Annotated in this window: 17 protein-coding genes and 1 tRNA gene; 8 read left to right on the forward strand and 10 right to left on the reverse strand. The window is 53.8% G+C overall.

Annotation, left to right across the window (positions count from 1 at the left end):
- The first annotated feature begins 74 nt into the window (after nt 1-74).
- The 5 genes from Q1A43_RS08225 (at nt 75) to Q1A43_RS08245 (ending at nt 6,802) form a co-directional block, all read left to right on the forward strand.
- On the forward strand, nt 75-605 hold the full coding sequence (locus tag Q1A43_RS08225; RefSeq protein ID WP_299922198.1) for a cold-shock protein: 531 nt from the start codon (nt 75-77) through the stop codon (nt 603-605).
- Nucleotides 578-1,357, forward strand: a complete 780-nt coding sequence (locus tag Q1A43_RS22490) for a DUF192 domain-containing protein (protein ID WP_366944251.1) — start codon at nt 578-580, stop codon at nt 1,355-1,357. The genes Q1A43_RS08225 and Q1A43_RS22490 overlap by 28 nt, the downstream gene beginning before the upstream one ends.
- A gap of 58 nt (nt 1,358-1,415) precedes the next feature.
- Nucleotides 1,416-1,492 (forward strand) — tRNA-Pro (locus tag Q1A43_RS08235).
- Nucleotides 1,493-2,057: 565 nt separating this feature from the next.
- A complete protein-coding gene (locus Q1A43_RS08240) occupies nt 2,058-5,729 on the forward strand; it encodes a vitamin B12-dependent ribonucleotide reductase (protein ID WP_299934084.1) in 3,672 nt (1,223 codons plus the stop codon).
- Nucleotides 5,730-5,932: 203 nt separating this feature from the next.
- Nucleotides 5,933-6,802 carry a glycosyltransferase family 2 protein gene (locus Q1A43_RS08245; protein ID WP_299934086.1) on the forward strand — a complete coding sequence of 290 codons (870 nt, stop codon included), beginning with the start codon at nt 5,933-5,935 and terminating at the stop codon, nt 6,800-6,802.
- A 207-nt stretch (nt 6,803-7,009) separates the two neighbouring features.
- Here the strand turns inward: Q1A43_RS08245 and Q1A43_RS08250 are convergent, their stop codons facing one another.
- Nucleotides 7,010-8,224 carry an NADP-dependent isocitrate dehydrogenase gene (locus tag Q1A43_RS08250; RefSeq protein WP_299934088.1) on the reverse strand — a complete coding sequence of 405 codons (1,215 nt, stop codon included), beginning with the start codon at nt 8,222-8,224 and terminating at the stop codon, nt 7,010-7,012.
- A gap of 250 nt (nt 8,225-8,474) precedes the next feature.
- Between Q1A43_RS08250 and Q1A43_RS08255 the strand changes: the two genes are divergently transcribed.
- On the forward strand, nt 8,475-10,019 hold the full coding sequence (locus Q1A43_RS08255; protein ID WP_299934089.1) for a methyl-accepting chemotaxis protein: 1,545 nt from the start codon (nt 8,475-8,477) through the stop codon (nt 10,017-10,019).
- A gap of 1 nt (nt 10,020) precedes the next feature.
- Here Q1A43_RS08255 and Q1A43_RS08260 read toward each other — a convergent pair whose 3' ends face one another.
- Nucleotides 10,021-11,223 carry a multidrug effflux MFS transporter gene (locus Q1A43_RS08260; protein WP_299934091.1) on the reverse strand — a complete coding sequence of 401 codons (1,203 nt, stop codon included), beginning with the start codon at nt 11,221-11,223 and terminating at the stop codon, nt 10,021-10,023.
- Between the two features lie 133 nt (nt 11,224-11,356).
- Between Q1A43_RS08260 and Q1A43_RS08265 the strand changes: the two genes are divergently transcribed.
- Nucleotides 11,357-11,671, forward strand: coding sequence for a hypothetical protein (locus Q1A43_RS08265; protein ID WP_299934093.1), 315 nt, complete (start codon nt 11,357-11,359; stop codon nt 11,669-11,671).
- Here the strand turns inward: Q1A43_RS08265 and Q1A43_RS08270 are convergent.
- From Q1A43_RS08270 to Q1A43_RS08280, 3 genes are read right to left on the reverse strand one after another with little or no spacing between them, the layout of a single operon-like run.
- Nucleotides 11,638-12,018 carry a potassium channel family protein gene (locus Q1A43_RS08270; RefSeq protein WP_299922206.1) on the reverse strand — a complete coding sequence of 127 codons (381 nt, stop codon included), beginning with the start codon at nt 12,016-12,018 and terminating at the stop codon, nt 11,638-11,640. The genes Q1A43_RS08265 and Q1A43_RS08270 overlap by 34 nt on opposite strands.
- Nucleotides 12,018-12,659: a DsbA family oxidoreductase gene (locus Q1A43_RS08275; protein ID WP_299922208.1), complete on the reverse strand. Its 642-nt coding sequence runs from the start codon at nt 12,657-12,659 to the stop codon at nt 12,018-12,020. Before Q1A43_RS08275 ends, Q1A43_RS08270 begins: the two co-directional genes overlap by 1 nt.
- 54 nt (nt 12,660-12,713) lie before the next feature.
- The gene (locus tag Q1A43_RS08280; RefSeq protein ID WP_299934095.1) at nt 12,714-14,228 is read right to left on the reverse strand and encodes a class I adenylate-forming enzyme family protein; all 1,515 of its coding nucleotides are present in this window, start codon (nt 14,226-14,228) and stop codon (nt 12,714-12,716) included.
- A gap of 91 nt (nt 14,229-14,319) precedes the next feature.
- Between Q1A43_RS08280 and Q1A43_RS08285 the strand changes: the two genes are divergently transcribed.
- Entirely contained in the window at nt 14,320-14,943 is a 624-nt protein-coding gene (locus Q1A43_RS08285; RefSeq protein WP_299922212.1) for an XRE family transcriptional regulator, read from the forward strand.
- Between the two features lie 75 nt (nt 14,944-15,018).
- On the opposite strand, the gene Q1A43_RS08290 is transcribed toward Q1A43_RS08285, so the two are convergent.
- The 5 genes from Q1A43_RS08290 to Q1A43_RS08310 form a co-directional block, all read right to left on the reverse strand.
- A complete protein-coding gene (locus Q1A43_RS08290) occupies nt 15,019-16,311 on the reverse strand; it encodes a branched-chain amino acid ABC transporter permease (RefSeq protein ID WP_299934097.1) in 1,293 nt (430 codons plus the stop codon).
- Nucleotides 16,308-17,318: a branched-chain amino acid ABC transporter permease gene (locus Q1A43_RS08295; protein WP_299934098.1), complete on the reverse strand. Its 1,011-nt coding sequence runs from the start codon at nt 17,316-17,318 to the stop codon at nt 16,308-16,310. The genes Q1A43_RS08290 and Q1A43_RS08295 overlap by 4 nt, the downstream gene beginning before the upstream one ends.
- Before the next feature lie 175 nt (nt 17,319-17,493).
- A complete protein-coding gene (locus tag Q1A43_RS08300) occupies nt 17,494-17,865 on the reverse strand; it encodes a hypothetical protein (RefSeq protein WP_299934100.1) in 372 nt (123 codons plus the stop codon).
- Nucleotides 17,866-17,868: 3 nt separating this feature from the next.
- Entirely contained in the window at nt 17,869-18,699 is an 831-nt protein-coding gene (locus Q1A43_RS08305) for an ABC transporter ATP-binding protein (protein ID WP_299922219.1), read from the reverse strand.
- Complete coding sequence (locus Q1A43_RS08310) at nt 18,696-19,481, reverse strand: ABC transporter ATP-binding protein (protein WP_299934102.1); 786 nt, start codon at nt 19,479-19,481, stop codon at nt 18,696-18,698. Before Q1A43_RS08310 ends, Q1A43_RS08305 begins: the two co-directional genes overlap by 4 nt.
- Nucleotides 19,482-19,485: the final 4 nt, after the last annotated feature.

A 19,485-nucleotide genomic window follows, 5' to 3' on the forward strand; every position in this document is an offset into this window, starting at 1 on the left:
GGCCTTGAAATCCGACTGTTATTTGTTCCAAGACAGACGGTGGGGATACGTCAGTACATCACTGGAAGGTGAGTTTGAAACAGAACGACAATGAAGTAACACGGCTGTTAGGCACGGTTAAGTGGTTTGATCCTGTAAAGGGGTTTGGTTTTGTAGTTGCCGACGAAGGTGGGCCGGACATTTTGCTCCACGCAAATGTCCTGCGCAATTTTGGGCAAAGCTCAGTAGCTGATGGAGCGCAAATCGAGATCGAAGTTCAAGAGACCGATCGCGGAGTGCAAGCAACCGAAGTGTTGCGAATTGATCCACCCGAGGTTGCCGATAGCGCACCTTTGGCGGATTTTGAACATTTGGACCCAGAGGTCATGGCGCAGGCTTCACTCGAGCCTGCCCGTGTCAAATGGTTCGACAAGGCCAAAGGCTTTGGGTTTGCAAATGTATTTGGAAAACCCGATGATGTGTTCATTCATATCGAAGTTCTGCGCCGGTCAGGACTAGCGGATTTGCAGCCCGGAGAGGCATTGGCAATTCGTGTCGTCGACGGCAAGCGCGGACGCATGGCGATGGAAGTGAACGCATGGGAAGCAGCCTTAGTACGCGAATAACCTATCGATTTGGACGGGCGTCTCAGGCCCGTTTTATTTTAACGAGTGTTTTGGCTTTGGCTTTTACGGGTCAAGCTGTCGCGGACAAGAACGCTTTTAATGAAAGATCCGGAGAGGAGCATCCACCTCGTGAAGCTCCTCCCGAGATCATTTCGGTTCCTCCTGTTGAACCGGCCTCTGGCATTGCGCCTCCCTTTACATTGAATCCCATAACACCGGACCCTGTGGCACCGAACCCAGTGAAACCGGTACAAGACGACGGTCTTGATCAAGCCACTCTTGATAAAGAAGCGGATTCGCAGCAGGTCTCGACCCAAGATGTTGGCGCGGACCAATCTGTCGGCAAAGACACATGCCCAGCGGATACACTGTGGCTGCGCGGCGATTTTGGCCGGGCGCGATTTAGTGTCGACGTCGCCGATACCCGCCAGTCGCGTGCGCAGGGCTTGATGCATGTGGAATATATGCCGAGCAGCAAGGGCATGCTGTTTGTCTATGACTATCCGCAAGAAGTCGCGTTCTGGATGAAGAACACCCTGATTCCGCTCGATATCATCTATGCGGACGACCGCGGTGTTGTTTCTAGCGTTCAAGCGAATGCGATTCCCGGAGACCAAACGCCTTTGCCGGGAGAGGGGCTGATCCAGTATGTCTTGGAAATTAATGGTGGATTGGCTGCGAAACTGGGTATTGAGCCCGGAAATGAGATCCAACATCCGGCGATTGTAGCTCCAATTTGGCCTTGTGAATAATTTTCCCATTTTGGGGGTTTTCATCCGGCGAAAGGGTCGCTAAACACCGCCTCACGGTCGGGGTGTGGCGCAGTCTGGTAGCGCACCTGTTTTGGGTACAGGGGGTCGTGAGTTCGAATCTCGCCACCCCGACCACTTCTCTCTCACAATCTAGATATAGACGCCTTCGGGTGCATTACCTGACGGAAGCCCTACATATGGTGCTCTCGTTAAGGTTGATTCGGGTCCGCAATCCCTTGTTTGTGCCCCCGGTGCCACATCTTTCGTGACTTAACGAAGATTAACAGAATTTGGCGGTTATCTTCAGGTCGTTTGTCAACAACTGTGGATAACTGGGCCGAGTTATTGGGTTTTCCCAAGTGTTACCGGGGTTGGCGGGAATTAACCTTCTGTGGGTGAATCGGGGGAGTACTACAGCCCCTAGTGGGGGCAAGTATCGTCAACACAAAATATATGTAGAAACCGTGAAAAAAGCCGTTGACCCAAACGCCAGATAACAGCAATTTGTGCGGGCCGGTCGAGAGGCACACTAGATATAGTAGTCACGACCGCACGAGGGATAGAACGCTTACCACAGCAACAACGCCGGATCACACCGGTGGTCGCGCACCACTCGCGCGGCACGGTCGTTCTTTGCCCATCGTGTTCCGCAACAGGAGGCGCATATAACGGGGACAGCCAGAGAGACGGGGCAGCACTGATGAAAATCGAGCGCAAATTTACCAAAGCAGGCCAGGACGCATACGAAGGCGTCGAATTTGTCACCACAAGCTCCGAGATCCGAAACCCGGACGGGACTGTTGTTTTCTCAAACGACAATCTCGAAGTGCCGGCAAAGTGGAGCCAGGTGGCCAGCGATGTCATTGCGCAAAAGTACTTCCGCAAAGCGGGTGTTCCCGTCGCTCTGAAACGCGTCCCCGAAGATGGCGTTCCGGAGTTCCTGTGGCGGTCGGAACCCGCAGAAGTCGGCACGGAAATCGTAGGCGAAAGCTCAGCCAAACAGGTTTTTGATCGTCTTGCCGGGGCTTGGGCCTATTGGGGTTGGAAAGGTGGCTATTTCAGTACCGACGAAGACGCCCGCGCGTATTTCGACGAGATGCGCTTTATGCTTGCCACCCAAATGGCCGCTCCCAATAGCCCACAATGGTTTAACACCGGCTTACATTGGGCCTATGGCATCGATGGCCCCGGTCAGGGCCATTTCTATGTCGACTACAAGACCGGCGAGCTCACCGCCTCTGACAGCGCCTATGAGCACCCACAGCCGCACGCTTGCTTTATCCAGTCCGTGAGCGATGATCTGGTCAAAGAGGGCGGGATCATGGATCTCTGGGTGCGTGAGGCGCGCCTGTTCAAATACGGTTCTGGCACTGGCACCAACTTCTCGTCCCTACGCGCCGAAGGCGAATCCCTTTCTGGTGGTGGTAAATCCTCTGGCCTGATGGGTTTCCTGAAAATTGGTGACCGCGCCGCGGGTGCGATCAAATCCGGTGGCACCACACGTCGCGCCGCCAAGATGGTGATCTGTGACGCTGATCACCCTGACATCGAAGAATTCATCAATTGGAAGGTCAAGGAAGAGCAAAAGGTTGCGTCAATCGTTGCCGGCTCCAAGATGCATGAGAAAATGCTGAATGGCATTTTCGCAGCGATCAAAGCTTGGGACGGTGTCGAAACCGACGCCTATGACCCTAAGAAAAACGATACCCTGAAAAACGCTATTCGCGAAGCCAAGAAGACGATGATCCCCGAGACATATGTCAAACGGGTCTTGGATTACGCCAAGCAGGGCTACGCCAGCATCGAATTCCCGACCTATGATACCGATTGGGATAGCGAAGCTTATGCCAGCGTCTCGGGCCAGAACTCCAACAACTCGATCCGAGTCACCGATGCCTTCCTAAAGGCCGTTAAAGACGATGCCGATTGGGAGCTGATCCGTCGCACGGATGGTAGCGTTGCCAAAACCATCAAGGCGCGTGATCTTTGGGAAAATGTCGGGCACGCCGCTTGGGCCTGTGCCGATCCCGGTATTCAATTCCACGACACTGTGAACGCTTGGCACACATGCCCCGAAGATGGCGCGATCCGGGGCTCGAACCCGTGCTCGGAATACATGTTCTTGGATGACACCGCTTGTAACCTAGCGTCGATGAACCTGCTGACCTTCCTTAAAGGCGATCGGTTCGACGCCGAGAGCTATATGCATGCCACACGCCTGTGGACGCTGACGCTGGAAATCTCGGTCACGATGGCACAGTTCCCATCCAAGGAAATCGCCCAACTCTCCTATGATTTCCGCACCTTAGGTCTTGGCTATGCCAATATTGGCGGTCTGTTGATGAACCTCGGCCTAAGCTATGACAGCGTCGAAGGCCGCGCCTTGGCCGGGTCGTTGACCGCGATCATGACCGGTGTCTCTTATGCGACCTCGGCGGAAATCGCCGGTGAGCTGGGTCCGTTCTCGGGCTACAAACGCAACAAAGCCCATATGCTGCGCGTCATCCGCAACCACCGCAACGCCGCCTATGGCGCGACCTCGGGCTATGACGGGTTGGACATCAAGCCGGTGCCACTCGATCACGCGGGCTGCCCTGATGGCACCTTGGTTGAACTGGCGATGAGCTGCTGGGACGAAGCGCTGCGCCTCGGTGAACAGCATGGCTACCGCAACGCCCAAACCTCGGTTATCGCACCAACAGGCACCATTGGCCTTGTCATGGACTGTGACACCACCGGGATCGAACCTGATTTCGCTCTGGTAAAGTTCAAGAAACTGGCCGGTGGCGGTTACTTTAAAATCATCAACCGCTCGGTTCCTGCGGCGCTTGATACGCTTGGCTATTCTAGCGCTCAGATCGAAGAGATCATTGGTTACGCCGTCGGTCACCAGACCCTTGGCAATGCGCCTGGCATCAACCATACCTCGTTGATCGGACACGGTTTTGGCCCCGCCCAGATCGAAAAGCTCGAAGGTGCCTTGGCCACCGCGTTTGATATCCGCTTTGTGTTCAACCAGTGGACTTTGGGCGAAGAGTTCTGTCAGGATGTGCTCGGCATCCCGAGTGAAAAATTGAATGACCCGACCTTCGATTTGCTCCGTCATCTGGGCTATACCAAAGCCGATATTGATGCGGCCAACGACCATGTTTGTGGCACGATGACGCTCGAAGGCGCACCACATCTACGCGCACAGGATTACCCGGTCTTTGACTGTGCCAACCCGTGCGGCAAGAAAGGTACGCGTTACCTGTCGGTCAATGCCCATATCGACATGATGGCGGCGGCTCAGTCGTTCATTTCCGGCGCAATCTCCAAGACCATCAATATGGCCAACGACGCCACGATTGAAGATTGCCAAGCCGCCTATGAGCGCAGCTGGAAGATGGGTGTCAAAGCCAACGCGCTTTATCGTGACGGCTCGAAACTGTCGCAACCTTTGGCCGCTGCTTTGGTCGAAGACGATGATGAGGCCGCCGAGGTTCTTGAAACCGGCAATCCGCAGGAAAAAGCACAGGTTCTGGCCGAGAAGATCGTTGAAAAGATTGTGGTCAAAGAGATCATCAAATCTGAGCGCACCAAAATGCCAGAGCGCCGCAAAGGCTATACGCAAAAGGCGGTTGTTGGCGGTCACAAAGTCTATCTGCGGACCGGCGAATATTCGGACGGCTCTTTGGGCGAGATCTTTATCGACATGCACAAAGAGGGGGCGGGTTTCCGCGCCATGATGAACAACTTCGCCATCGCGGTGTCGGTTGGGCTTCAATATGGTGTGCCGCTTGAGGAATTTGTCGACGCCTTCACCTTCACCAAGTTCGAACCAGCGGGCATGGTTCAGGGCAACGACAGCATCAAAAACGCCACGTCGATCCTCGACTATATCTTCCGCGAACTGGCGGTAAGCTATCTTGATCGCACCGATCTGGCGCACGTCAAACCCGAAGGCGCGTCGTTTGATGATCTGGGCCGTGGACAGGAAGAAGGCGTTGCCAACGTCAAGGAACTTTCGGCAACAGCAGCAGATAAGTCCCTGGCCGTGCTGAAACAAATCAGCTCGACAGGCTATCTGCGCAAGCGTCTGCCTCAGGAATTGGTTGTCCTGCAAGGCGGGCAAGCCGGGGCCGTGGCCCTTGGACAAACCGGCACCGATCCGGTTCAAGCGCTCAATACTTTGGTTCCCGAAACGTCAGTGACACCTGTGGCGGATACGCCGGTGATGGAAACATCCATGCCCGCGATGAACGCCGTCAGCCGCGCCAAGATGCAGGGCTATGAAGGCGAGGCCTGTGGCGATTGCGGCAACTACACACTGGTGCGCAACGGCACATGTATGAAGTGTAACACCTGCGGATCAACATCCGGGTGTAGCTAAAAAAAGACGAGGGGCGGGTCAATGATCCGCCCCTCGCGCTTTTCCGGGGTCGGTGCGCTGACCCTGAACGCGGGTAGGGCCGCAGGCAAAAATCAAGGGCGGTGAAATATAGGAGCCCTATCAGCGAAACTAACAGGGTCCCAACCGGGGCCCTTTTTTCTTGGTCGACAATGGGTTAGCCTATCGCAAACAGGGGGCTTGCCATGAAAATAGCCGCATTGACGATGGTCTATCGGGATTACTGGGCGCTGTCGCGTTGGTATGCGCACCATGGCGCGCAGATTGGGTTTGAAAACCTGTTTATCGTCGCGCATGGGGCCGACCACAAGATCGCACAGATTTGCCCCAAGGCCAGCATCTTAACCATCGCCCGCGATAAGTTTGACGATTTCGACAAAACACGTGCGGAGCTTTTGAACGGGATTCATGCCGGGCTGGATGCCGTTTACGATTGGGTGATCCGGTCCGACGCAGATGAGTTGATCTGTTTTGACCCTGATCGCTATGCCAGTCTTGGTGAGGCCATAGCCGCCAATGCTGATGTACCAGTGCTCACAGCGCTTGGTTTTGATCTGGTCGAGATGCCCGCAGATACTCCGATGCAAGAGGGGCCGGTTTTTGCACAGCGTCGCCAAATTGGGTTTAGCGGGCATTACTCCAAGGCCGTGGCATCCCGCCGGGCTATCGATTTTTCACTACACGGGGTGCGAGTTGCGGCGCGGCGGCTCGAGGCATTTCCGTTTTCCATGCCACGCGGCTTGTTTCTGGCACATCTGAAATACGCCAATCAGGCGGCGCTTGTTGATGGAACGACGGTGCGTATGGAAGTCGGCAACGCCGAAGGGCGCGGTTTACCCGGGGCAGGGTGGCATGCCGCGGATGAAGATGCCGTCAAGTTTATGGCCAATTTCTCAGAGAAGCCGGTGTTGTCATGGGACAAGGCCGAGGCCAAAGCGCATGCAACTCTGTCGGTCAAACCCGCCCGTTTGGAACGCTATAATCTTGTTAAAACAAGAGCTCTCAAACTGCCCTATCGAACAGAGATTCCCACCCGGTTTTCCGATCAGGGGTAGAGGGCACCTTGTATAGCTTTGAACCCGGCCAGTCGTGCGGCCGACCTTCATTTATGGAGCCAATTCAAACGGGTAAAATGCGCGCAACACCTGTCTCGCGATTTTGGCGCAGCATCAAAAAGTTGGCCGCATAGGATAAATAGCCAAACGGTTGTTTCAAAAGATAAACGGGGCAAAACCTTGACCCCGTTTATCGTGTTGTTTCCGCTACCCTTTGAGAGCCTTGTTGAGGTTTTCATCGATCTTTTCAAGGAAGCCCATAGTGGTGAGCCAACCTTGGTTTGGGCCAACCAAGAGCGCTAAATCTTTGGTCATGTGGCCGGATTCGACCGTATCGATGATGACCTTTTCCAAGGTCTCGGCAAAGGTTGTAAGAGCTTCATTTTCGTCCAGCTTGGCGCGGTGTTTCAACGCCCCGGTCCACGCATAGATTGACGCGATCGAGTTGGTGGAGGTGGCTTCACCGGCCTGATGTTGACGGTAGTGACGTGTCACCGTGCCGTGGGCGGCTTCGGCCTCAACAATTTTGCCGTCCGGGGTCATCAGCTGTGATGCCATCATGCCAAGCGACCCAAACCCTTGGGCAACGGTGTCAGACTGCACATCACCATCGTAGTTTTTGCAGGCCCACACAAAACCGCCGTTCCATTTCAACGCACAAGCGACCATATCGTCGATCAAGCGGTGCTGATATTCGATTCCGGCTTCCTTAAACTGTGCTTCAAATTCCTCCTCAAAAATCTCTTGGAAGATGTCTTTGAAACGACCATCATAGGCCTTCAGAATGGTGTTCTTGGTGGACAAATACACCGGCCAGCCAAGGTTGAGCCCGTAATTCATCGACGCGCGGGCGAAATCGCGGATCGAGTCATCGAGGTTGTACATGCCCATGGTCACACCAGCGCTTGGGGCATCGTAGATATCTTTTTCGATGACGGTTCCGTCGTCGCCTTCGAATTTCATTGTGATCTTGCCCTTACCGGGAAAACGAAAATCGGTGGCTTTGTATTGATCACCAAAGGCATGGCGCCCAACAACAATCGGTTGCGTCCAACCGGGAACGAGGCGCGGGACGTTTTTACAAATAATCGGCTGGCGAAAAACAACACCACCAAGGATGTTGCGAATGGTGCCGTTTGGACTCCGCCACATCTTTTTGAGTCCGAACTCTTCGACACGTTGTTCGTCGGGGGTAATCGTCGCGCATTTCACCGCGACGCCAACTTCTTTCGTCTTTTCAGCGGCATCAATGGTGATCTGATCTTCTGTACGATCACGTTCCTCGATGCCAAGATCGTAGTAAAGAAGATCAATGTCGAGGTAGGGCAATATCAATTTGTCTTTGATGAACTGCCACATAATCCGTGTCATTTCATCCCCGTCCATTTCGACAATGGGGTTTGCAACCTTGATTTTTGTCATCCTGGCCCTCTTTGGCTTTTACCTTGGTCATCATGAGACATACAGCAAATTAGTAAACAATCAAGAACTGTATGCAGCGGTATACAAAGATGTTTCCGACGGAATAGTTTAACTTCTAACTAGTTATTTTTAGGGCGTTAAAGTTCCGGAAATTGAGGTCTGGTACCTGAAAGCAAAGCCATCAGGTCGTAAAAATCCACCTGTTTTGCTCTTGGCGTTGTTGTGATTGGGTTCTTCTGGAGTGCGAAATATGGACATTCTAATTCAGGTATTGCGTAAATACGGACGTTGGAATTTGCCATTGTTGGCATGCCTACTGATGGTGCCCGTAACGGTTTTCTCCGCTTTTTTCGCTAAGGCATCGGTTCCGTTAGGATTTGGTGGCGCGATTGGATTCGCGGCGTTGGCGATGATGTCGCATCGATGGGCTCCAAAGCTGGCGGACTATGTGACAACAGGCTGTGTTCTAGGGCAATCTATGCTGATCACAGCCCTTTTTGACGGCCATCCATGGCAAAGCGATACGCATGTTTTGTATTTTGCATTTCTGGCTTTGTTGTCGACCATGGGGCGCATCCCGGTTTTATTCTGGGCCTGTGGACTGTCGATGGCGTTTCAAATTGCTCTGACTCTTGTGGCCCCGAATTTACTCTTTGTATCGGGGGGATTGTTCAATGACTTGCTTCGCACAGGTTTTCATTGCGGTGTGGTTTTGATTGAAGGTTTGATTTTGTGCGTTGCGATTGCCCAACGCGCTGCAGCATCCCGCAAGATTGAACGCAAAAGTCAGGAACTTGAGGCGGAAACACGTCTTGTTGCAGAGTCCAAAAAAGAGGCGGATATCGCGCATGAGCAAGCAAACGTCGTAATTTCAGCCTTTCGCCAGACATTGACACAACTAGCAGGTCGCGATCTTACCTGCGAAATTGAGGTCGAATTCCCACAAGAATACGATGTATTGCGAGAGGATTTTAATATCGCAGTGCAAACTTTGCGTGAGGCATTTTCAGGAGCGGATGTCGTTTCAGATGAGCTTGCTGCCGATGCCCAGAAATTGGCCAAAGCGATGCAGTCCATGTCTATTTTGACAGACACTCAGGCCAAGTCGCTTGGTGAGATGACAAAAACGGCGTCCAACTTAAAGACCACTTTGGGGGAAACGGCCCATCAGGCTAGTCGCGCTGCAAAAAGCGCCAGGGATGTTAAGACCAGCGCCATACAAGGCGGAGAGGTCACCCACAACGCTATTGAGGCCATGCGCGGGATCGAAGCATCGTCCAGAGAGATTTCTCAGATCGTGGATTTGATCGACGATGTCTCGTTTCAAACAAATCTGCTGGCGCTGAATGCAGGTGTTGAAGCGGCCCGCGCGGGGGAGGCGGGTAAAGGATTTGCAGTCGTCGCGTCAGAGGTCCGCCAATTGGCTCAGAGCACCTCAGAAGCCGCCGCTGGAATCAAACGCCTAATCATAGACAGCAGCGATCAAGTCTCCGCGGGGGCCGAGCTGGTCAACGCGGCGGGACAGCATCTTGACGAAATTTCATCACAGATTGCAAACATGGACAAACTCACATCGTCAATTTCAGAAAAGAACCACCAACAATCTCTGGCTTTGAACAGTCTACATGAAATGGTCGAATCCGCCGATGAAGAGACGCGCAAAACCGTAGAGATGGGAAAAACCCTTGGCGCGATGAGCCGTCGGATGACAATGGCATCAGCGAAATTGTCCGCCGATATGGGGGCGTTTACGTTATCAGAGCATGATCTTCGTACAGGAATTGCCGCAGCTTGAGCTACTGCTTGGCTTCGGCCCGTGCCATCGCCATCATAGCGACAAGCGCCAAAGCTGTGTAGGTCAGAATGCCAATCACCAAAGGCAGGATCGTGCCATCAAAGTTTAGTGAAATTGGGGCTGCAAGGACGACCGCTATGACCGTCGCGATCGACCCCATAATGGAGGCGGCCAATCCAGCAACATGCCCCATCGGTTCCATTGCAATTGCGTTCAGGTTGCCAAGTGTGAGGCCAATTTGAAAGAACACTGTCGTTTGCCAAAAAACAAACGAGAGAAACGCGATGTCGCCGGGCATGCCCCATAAGACACCCACCAGAATTGCGGAACCGAAAATCAGTTGGGCAATAAGGATTGTGGTCACAAGTTTGCGCATGCCGACACGCATAACCAAAACAGCATTCACAAAGCTGGAGGTGCCGGCGACAACTGCGATGGCACCAAACCAATAGGGAAAGCTATCGGCGCGATCAAAGACGTTGTCGTAAATCGGTTGGACCGTCGAAATCATCGAAAACAAAATGCCAAAACAAAACCCTTGGGCGACAATTGACCAACGAACAACGGGGCTTGCGAACATTTCTTGAATGGCTGCCCAAATAGATGAAACGGTAAATGGACGGCGATCAGGTTTGGCAAGGGTTTCTGGCATCCTAATACCAAACCACAAGCAAGCAATCGTTGCAAAAACCGCAAAGGCCCAGAAAACGGCGGGCCATCCGGCCCAAGCGATCAATCCTGTTCCTATCAAAGGTGCAACAGCTGGAACCAAAGTGAAAACGATCATTACAAAAGAAATCGTTCGCGCCATTTCGCGACCAGAGTAGAGATCGCGCAAAATGGCCATTGAAACAATCCGAGGGCCCGCAGCTCCTATCCCTTGAACCAATCGAGCTAGCAACAGCGTTTCCAGACTTTGGGCCCATGCCCCCACCATAGCGCCCAATACGTAGATCACGGTTCCAATAAGAACGATGGGACGTCGCCCGAACCTGTCCGATAACGGACCGGCGATCAAGGTTCCGAGGCCCATACCAAAGACAAAACTTGTCACGATAAACTGCGCGCGATTGATATCATGCGGTGTCATGGTTTGAGCAATTTCGGGCAAGGCCGGCAACATAGCATCGATCGCAAATGCGATAGTGGCAGATAGCATCGCAACCAGGGCGATTACTTCAATCTTCTTGGGGAACGGACGCATGAAACCTCGCAAACAGAGCCAAGCGGTATCAGGTGTTTTAAGACTTGAACAGGGTAGTTTTAGGTGAGTGAAATATGTGCTTTTAATAGTCTACAAAAACACTAAGAAAGGCGGAAAATAAGGAACCTATGACATGAAATACACTCTAGCTGCGTTTAGCCTTTTGATATCCTTCGGGACAACCGGCCTTGCGTCGGGTCCCGGTGAAACAAGCCACGCAGGTACCGGATACCTTGAAAAGGGAGTCTTTACCTATGAGGTCTTCGAACAAGCTGTGGACCATGTCGATCTTGAAAGCTGTCCGGCGGCGTTCGACCCAGAGGTCGTGTTTTGCCGCATGACCCTCGCTTCGGAAATGGCCAACGTGTTTGTGTTTGCCTTTGATGGCGATCAGCCGCTTTTGGCAATCAAAAGCTATGAACTGGACGAGGATTTCTTGCCATTCTGAACGTTTGGGGCCGCGTCATCATTCGCGGCCAATTCGTCTTCTTCCTTGCCAAGGCTGGCGACCAATATTTCGGAATGGTGTTCGCGTTTACGAATTGCGTAGTGACCAAATTGTTGTATCGCGGCGGCAAATATGCCCAGCCCTGCAACGATAAAGATCGTCGTTCCGATTTTGCCAACCGCGGTCGCTGGGACCAGTTCTCCGTAGCCAACAGTGGACAAGGTCACGACAGTAAAGAAATAGGCGTCAATCCACGACCATCCTTCAACGACCTTAAAAAACACCGTGCCGCCAGCGATGACGGACAACAGCATGCCAACCAAAGTGTAGCCACGGTATTTCGTCATTACCCTTGCTCCGTTTCCTGACGCAATTCGGCGATGACTTTGGTCCACAATTCCGGCGGCTGTGCACCGGGAACCGCGTGTTTGCCCGCAACGATGAATGTTGGAACCGATGAAATGCCCATGCCGCGCGCCGCTGCATCCCGTTCAACGATTTCGCGTTTGTCTTCATCGCTTTGCAGCAGGCGCAGCACAACACTGGCATCCATAGCGCAGGTATCCGCAATATCCGCCAGAACCTCGTGTTCCGAAATGTCACGTCCTTCGACAAAATAGGCCTTGAACATCGCCGAAACGACCGCAGTTTGCGTGCCCTCAATCGCAGACCAATGGATCAGACGGTGAGCATCAGTGGTGTTTGGGGTTCGGGTGATTTTATCAAGATGGATCTCAAGCCCGGCTTGCTCGGCATGTTCGTGCACTGGGAGATAGGCTTGAACCGCGCCCTCTTGACCGCCGAACTTCCCTTCAAGGTATTCGCGCCGGTCCATGCCGTCCTTTGGCATTGCGGGGTTCAACATGAACGGCAGCCACCGGATGTTGAACGGATGATCGTGATGCGCGGCCAAGGCCTTGTCGAGGTGGGCTTTGCCGATATAGCACCACGGGCAAATCGGATCGGAAAAAATGTCGAGCTGGATCATGTCAGGTCCCCTTTGCCTTCATGTAACAATCCTGATCAAGGATGGCGAGGGGGGTTAACCCGGCACCATGTTCTTGAGGTGATTGCGCAGCAGTTTGCCATTGGCGTTTTTCGGCATCGCGTCGATTCGAATAAAGGTGCGGGGGCATTTGTAACGGGCCAAGCGGCTGGCAGCGATGGATTTAAGGGAGTCTTCGTCAAGCGTCTCTTGCGCCGTATAAAACGCCGCGATCAAGCGCAGGTCCTTTTTGACGGCGATGTCGGTCACGGCCAGCTCCTGAACACCCGGCAACCCGGCGAGAGCGGCTTCGACTTCGAGCGGAGAAACGCGGTAGCCTCCTGCATTCATCATGTCATCAGACCGTCCTAAATAGCTTATGTCGCCGTTCGCAGTCATGACGGCGCGGTCTCCGGTTAAGAACCAACCGTTGGCGTATTTATCTTTGGTTGCCTGATCCGCCCCGATATAGCCGAGCATCAATCCGGGATCGTCGCGATAGACGGCAATCACCCCTTCTTGACCAATGGGAACGGGGTGACCGCCGTCATCGGTAAGCGCGACCCGACGCCCGATTTGGGGGCGTCCCAGCGTGCCGACCTGTGTCGCAGTGCCGGGCGAAGATGAGATAAAGGTTGAGCATTCTGACATGCCATAGGCCTCGTATATCTCTGTTCCGGCCACGTCGCGCCATTGGTCACGCAAGCTGGAGGAAAGCTTTTCACCCGCCGCCAATCCGTGGCGCAGATCGGGGAGATCGGGTACAGGAAACTTGAGGATTTGGCGATAAACCCCCGGTACTGCAGCGAAAATCGTGGCATGGCTTTGGTGCAGTAATAGCGCCAATTGCGCCGGATCGGTCCCCGCGGCGGGGATAATCGCGGTCGCGCCTTTGGTCCAAGGGTCCATTAATCCGGTGCCAAGGGTGTAGGTCCAATTGAAGGCCCCAGCATGTAGAAGCACATCTTCAGAGCGCAAGTCATACCACCCATCCATCATCATCTGGCGCGCCCAGATGGCGCGATGGGCATGGCCGACGGCCCGCGGGATGCCCGAGGTGCCAGACGTATAGATGATGTAAGCCAGACGATTGGGATCACCCATGTCGTAGTCAGCGGGTGGCAAGGCGTGCCAAGCCTCAAAGGTGTCCGGCCCAAAAGTAAGAATGTCAGTGTCCGGGCAGGCGATACCATCCCCCAGTAGAATCCCGGACGGTGATAGTTGATCTAGAATTTTGGACACTTCAAACGCGGTCAATTGACTTGAGGTCGGCACGGGAACAATCCCGGCCGCAATAGCCCCAAGATAGGCAATCGGGAAATCGACCGAATTTCCGAGCCGCATCAAAAGGATGTCACCCGGGCGAAGACCGACCTTTAACAAGCCCGTCGCAGTACCACGAATGGCGGCGGTTAACTCAGCGTAGGTCCAGCTTTGCTTGCTCGTAGGAGAGACAATTGACAAGGCTATTTTGTCTGGCGTTTTCACACCTGCAGCCAGCACATGCTGTGCAAGGTTGAAAGGTGCGGGGCAGGGTGCAAAGGCACCTTTGTCAAAGATCGAAAATTCCATGGTTTTGGCCTAAGCATCCCAAAGCGGTGTTTCAAGAGTGATCACGCGCATTGCTTGAAAGGCCGCAGGTCCCGGCCTATAGCATTGAGATATGACAAACCGTGATCCCAAAAGCCTAATCCGTATCGCGCGCGAAAGCGGCGAAGATTCCGTTGCCGAACCTTTGGACCTTGGTCTGAGGGTGCGGGATTTGCGCAAAGAGAGAAACTGGACGTTGGAACAAGCCGCCAAACAGGCGGGTCTTGCACGTTCGACCCTATCGAAAATCGAAAACGGCCAGATGTCTCCGACTTATGAGGCGTTGAAAAAACTGGCGGTTGGGTTGGAGATTTCGGTGCCGCAGCTGTTTACCCAACCACAACAGGAAAAGGTGAACGGCCGTATGGCGGTGAACCGGTCCGGTGAGGGGCAGGAACATGCGACCGCCACCTATGAACACGAATTGTTGGCCGAAAACCTAACCCGCAAAAAGATGCTGCCGTATCGGGCGCGGGTTCGGGCCCGGTCTTTGGACGAATTTGACGGTTGGGTACGTCATGACGGCGAAGAGTTTTTGTATGTTTTGACCGGAGTGGTGAAGCTTTTCACCGAGTTTTACGAACCCATCGAAATGCGGCGTGGTGACAGTGCCTACTATGATTCAACCATGGGTCACAACGTGATTTCGACCTCGGATGAGGATGCGACGATCCTTTGGGTGACGTCTCTGACTTGAACGTTTTGGCACCGGTAGACATGAAAAAGGCCCCTGCATGTGCGGGGGCCTTTTGTTTTTGAACCAAGTGCTGGATCACTTTTCGGGAAGCAATCCACGTGGGCTAAACCTCAGCACCAGCAACAAGATAACCCCCATGGTTAGCAGACGCATATGCGCAACGCTGGACATCAGATGGGCCTTGAGCTCGGACCCCTCGGCCAGACCGGAGGTCAAGAAGGTCATGATGCCAGGGCCAAGGGTTTCAACCTGCACCCAGAGGAACCAGATCAGGAAACCACCAAGAACCGCACCAAGGTTGTTGCCCGAGCCACCAACAATCACCATCACCCAGATCAAGAAGGTGTAGCGCAGCGGTTGGTAGGCCGTGGGGGCAAACAAACCGTCAAGCGTTGTCATCATCGCACCGGCAATGCCACAGATTGCGGACCCAAGGATAAAGACCTGAAGGTGGCGGAAGGTGACATCTTTACCCATGGCGCGGGCCGAGACTTCGTTGTCACGAATGGCGCGCATCATCCGCCCCCATGGCGAATTCAGAGCGAACTGGGCCAAGACCAACAAGATCACCAAAACCACGGTAAAGAGCAGCGAATAGCCGATTTTCACATAGAGGGTTGAGGCGATAGTTGGGTCAAACCCATAGCCCGCAGCGGATTCAACGAAACCGGGATCATTTTGCAGATCGATCTCATTTGGCACCGGACGGGGCAAGCCGTTGACGTTTTTAACGCCGCGCGACAGCCAATCTTCGTTCTTGATAATCGCGATGACGATTTCCGAAATGCCCAAGGTGGCGATAGCAAGGTAATCTGAGCGCAGACCAAGAGCGGTTTTGCCGATCACCCAAGCTGCACCAGCCGCCAGCAAACCACCAACTGGCCATGCCAAGATGACGGGAAGGCCGAGCCCGCCCAAATAGCCGGTCGCGGCAGGGTCAACCGCTTCGATAGCCGAAACTGCCGGATCGCGGACCCAACGATAACAGACGAAGCCCACCAGCAACATCAAACCAACAAGCCAGCCTTTGCGGGTGCGTTTGAACATCAAAGCAGACCCGGCAACCGTGCAAGCCGCGAGGAGAACGGAAAACCAAGCGCGCACACCGCCCGCCGCCCAAGCTTCTGGGACGGGGGGCATAGAGGTCAACACAACGGCCAAACCACCAAGGGCGACAAAGCCCATGATACCAACGTTAAACAGGCCGGCGATGCCCCATTGCAGGTTCACACCAAGCGCCATGATGGCACTAACAAGGCCCATATTCAGGATGACAAGGGCAAGGTTTGGCCCTTGGAGAATGCCGGTTCCGATGATCAGCACGGCAACAAAGCCGAACAAAAGGATCGTTCTGAAAGACTGGCTCATACCGATTTCCCCTTGAAGATACCTGTGGGTTTGATGAGCAGCACAATCACCAGGATCATGAAGCTGACGGCGAATTTGTATTCAGTTGCAAGAAGTTGCACGAGGCCTTCGGGTTCAAGGCTTTCGGGCAGCAGATAGACCAGAACCTTTTTCCACGCATAGGTCACCGCAACTTCGGAAAAAGCGATGACAAAGCCACCAGCAATCGCGCCAACTGGGCTTCCTAGCCCGCCAACAATGGCTGCGGCAAAGATTGGCAGCAAGAGTTGGAAATAGGTGAAGGGTTTATAGCTCTTGTCGAGGCCATAGAGCGTGCCAGCGATGGTAACTAGCGCAGCAACGATGATCCACGTCACCATTACGACGCGTTCCGGGTTGATCCCAGAGAGCAAAGCCAGATCTTCGTTGTCAGAAAAGGCGCGCATGGATTTGCCGGTGCGGGTCTTGTTCAAGAACCAGAACAGTACAATCACAACAACGACGGCGGTCAGAATGGTCAGACCTTGGGTGGTTTTGAATGCCAACCCTTCGCGCAAACCGGTCATTTCCTTGAACTCACGCGCCCGGATAATGAACCGTTCACCATCCATGAAACGCTGTTCTTCGGCGCCCAGAATGAAACGGGTCAGGCCGTTATAGATAAACATGACCCCGAGCGAGACCATCACCACGATGACCGGTTTGGCCTTTTGCGCGCGATAGAACCGATAAACGACCCGATCGGTTCCCAACATGAGCAAAGCCGTCGCGGCAATGCCAAAGGGGATGGCCAAAAGGGCGGTCGGCAGCGGATGCAGCGAGATGCCCATTGATTGAAACAGCCAGGTGAACAGGATCACCGACATGGTCCCAAAGGCCATGGTGTCGCCATGGGCAAAGTTCGAGAACCGCAAGATCCCGTAGACCAATGTCACCCCTAGCGCACCAAGCGCCAGCTGGCTGCCATAGGTCATCGCCGGGATGAGAACAAAGTTAGAAAGCGCCACAAGGGCGTTGAGAAAATCCATTACGAGTTTCCCTTTTTATCACGCTTTTTCGAAGTCTCGAGGCCAAGGGACCTTGAAAACGTCGAAGGGTTGCGGATTGATTTGAAAGGATCGCTGTTTGTCCGGATTGCGAACATGCATATTGAAGCACCGGCCAGAAGAATGCCGTTGAGGGCTAGGAAATGCAAAAGGTCAGTCATTCCGCCACCCGGCATTGCCCGTCATAGGCAATCATCAGATGCGAGCCACTATAGTGAACGCTCAGCTTGGCCAAACCACCGGGACTACGTGTCAAAAGATACGCGCCATTGGTGTCCTTGGCCGAGACCATGAGCATGTCATCGACCAGATCGGCCTTGCCTTCGGCTGGGCCTGTGTCTGGCAAAAGCGATGCGTCCCCCGGAACATTTCCCAAAGCCACATCCACGGTGAAATCGGTGAATGTGCATTCCTCGGTCTCATAGCATTCTGTGGTGAAGGTGCAGATCAGGGTTTGGTTGGCGATGTCCTCGGCCTGTGCGCTGAAGGGCAGGGCGATCAGGGTGCCCAACGTGATTAGATGTTTCATCGCTTAACCCCCCAGGAAACTGGCGCGGACTTCTGGGTCGGCCATGAGGGATTTACCGGTGCCGGTATGGGCATTTGCGCCCTGAACCAAAACATAACCTTTATCTGCAATATCAAGTGCTTGTTTGGCGTTTTGTTCTACCATCAGGATCGAAATACCGGTGCGGGCAACTTCGATGATACGGTCAAACAATTCGTCCATCACAATCGGCGACACACCGGCAGTGGGTTCGTCCAACAATAAAACCTTGGGCTGGGTCATCAAGGCGCGACCGACGGCCACCTGCTGACGTTGACCACCCGAAAGCTCACCCGCAGGCTGATTGCGTTTTTCCTTGAGGATCGGGAACAGGTCGTAGACTTGCTCCATAATCGGGCGGAAATCATCGGTGCGAATGAACGCGCCCATTTCCAGATTTTCCTCAACCGTCAGCGAGGTAAAGATGTTGTTGTTTTGCGGAACAAACCCCATGCCCTTGGCCACGCGGTCCTGTGGCGTTAGGTTGGTGATGTCGATCCCGTCCAAGGTCACATGACCCTTGCGCAGGTTCAGCATCCCAAAGGTTGCCTTCATCGCGGTGGATTTACCGGCGCCGTTCGGGCCGACGATCACGGCGATCTCGCCCTTTTCAACCGCAATGGTGCAATCATGAAGGATGTCGGGGCCATTTTTGCCATAGCCACCGGTCATGTTGGCACCGATCAAAAAGGGTTCGCCGGTGCTTTCAAAGGTCGGGCCGCTATGTTTGGTGGTGTCAATTTCACCGATACCGGCGGCGTTGCCCAAGGACATATCCTTGTTGCCGTGGTCGTCCTGATACGGATTGTCGCTCATTCCACGGCCTCTTTGTCTTTGTTTTTCAAACCGGTACCAAGATAGGCCTCAACGACTTGTGTGTTGGCTTTGATCTCGTCCAAGGTGCCTTCGGCAAGCTTTTTGCCCTCGGCCATGACGATCACCGGGTCACAGAGTTTGCCAATGAAATCCATGTCATGTTCAATAACGCAGAATGTGTAATTGCGTTCTTTGTTCAGGCGGATAATTGCGTCGGCGATGGTCATCAAAAGGGTGCGGTTCACACCCGCGCCCACTTCGTCCAAAAAGACGATTTTGGCATCGACCATCATAGTGCGACCAAGTTCCAGAAGCTTTTTCTGACCACCGGAAATCGCCCCGGCGGGATGGTCCGCCAGATGGGAAATAGTTAGAAAATCAAGGACTTCGTCGGCTTTGGCCCGCAATGCGCGTTCTTCATTCGCGATGCGTTTTCGGCCAAACCATGTGTTCCACAAAAGCTCGCCCGACTGACCGCCCGGAACCATCATCAGGTTCTCTCGACAGGACATCGACCCAAATTCATGCGCAATCTGAAACGTGCGCAATAGCCCCTTATGGAAAAGTTCATGCGGCGGCAGACCGGTGATATCTTCACCGTCCATGAACACCTGACCAGAGGTCGGTGGCAAAGCGCCTGCAATGACATTGAAAAGAGTGGTTTTACCGGCCCCATTAGGCCCGACCAACCCGGTGATCGAGCCGGTTTCGATGGTCAGCGATGCGCCATCAACAGCTCGGAAACCGCCAAAATGGCGGTGAAGGTTTTCAACCCGGATCAAGGAT

Origin of the sequence: uncultured Pelagimonas sp. (assembly GCF_947498515.1) — a bacterium.
Taxonomy (GTDB): Bacteria; Pseudomonadota; Alphaproteobacteria; order Rhodobacterales; family Rhodobacteraceae; genus Pelagimonas.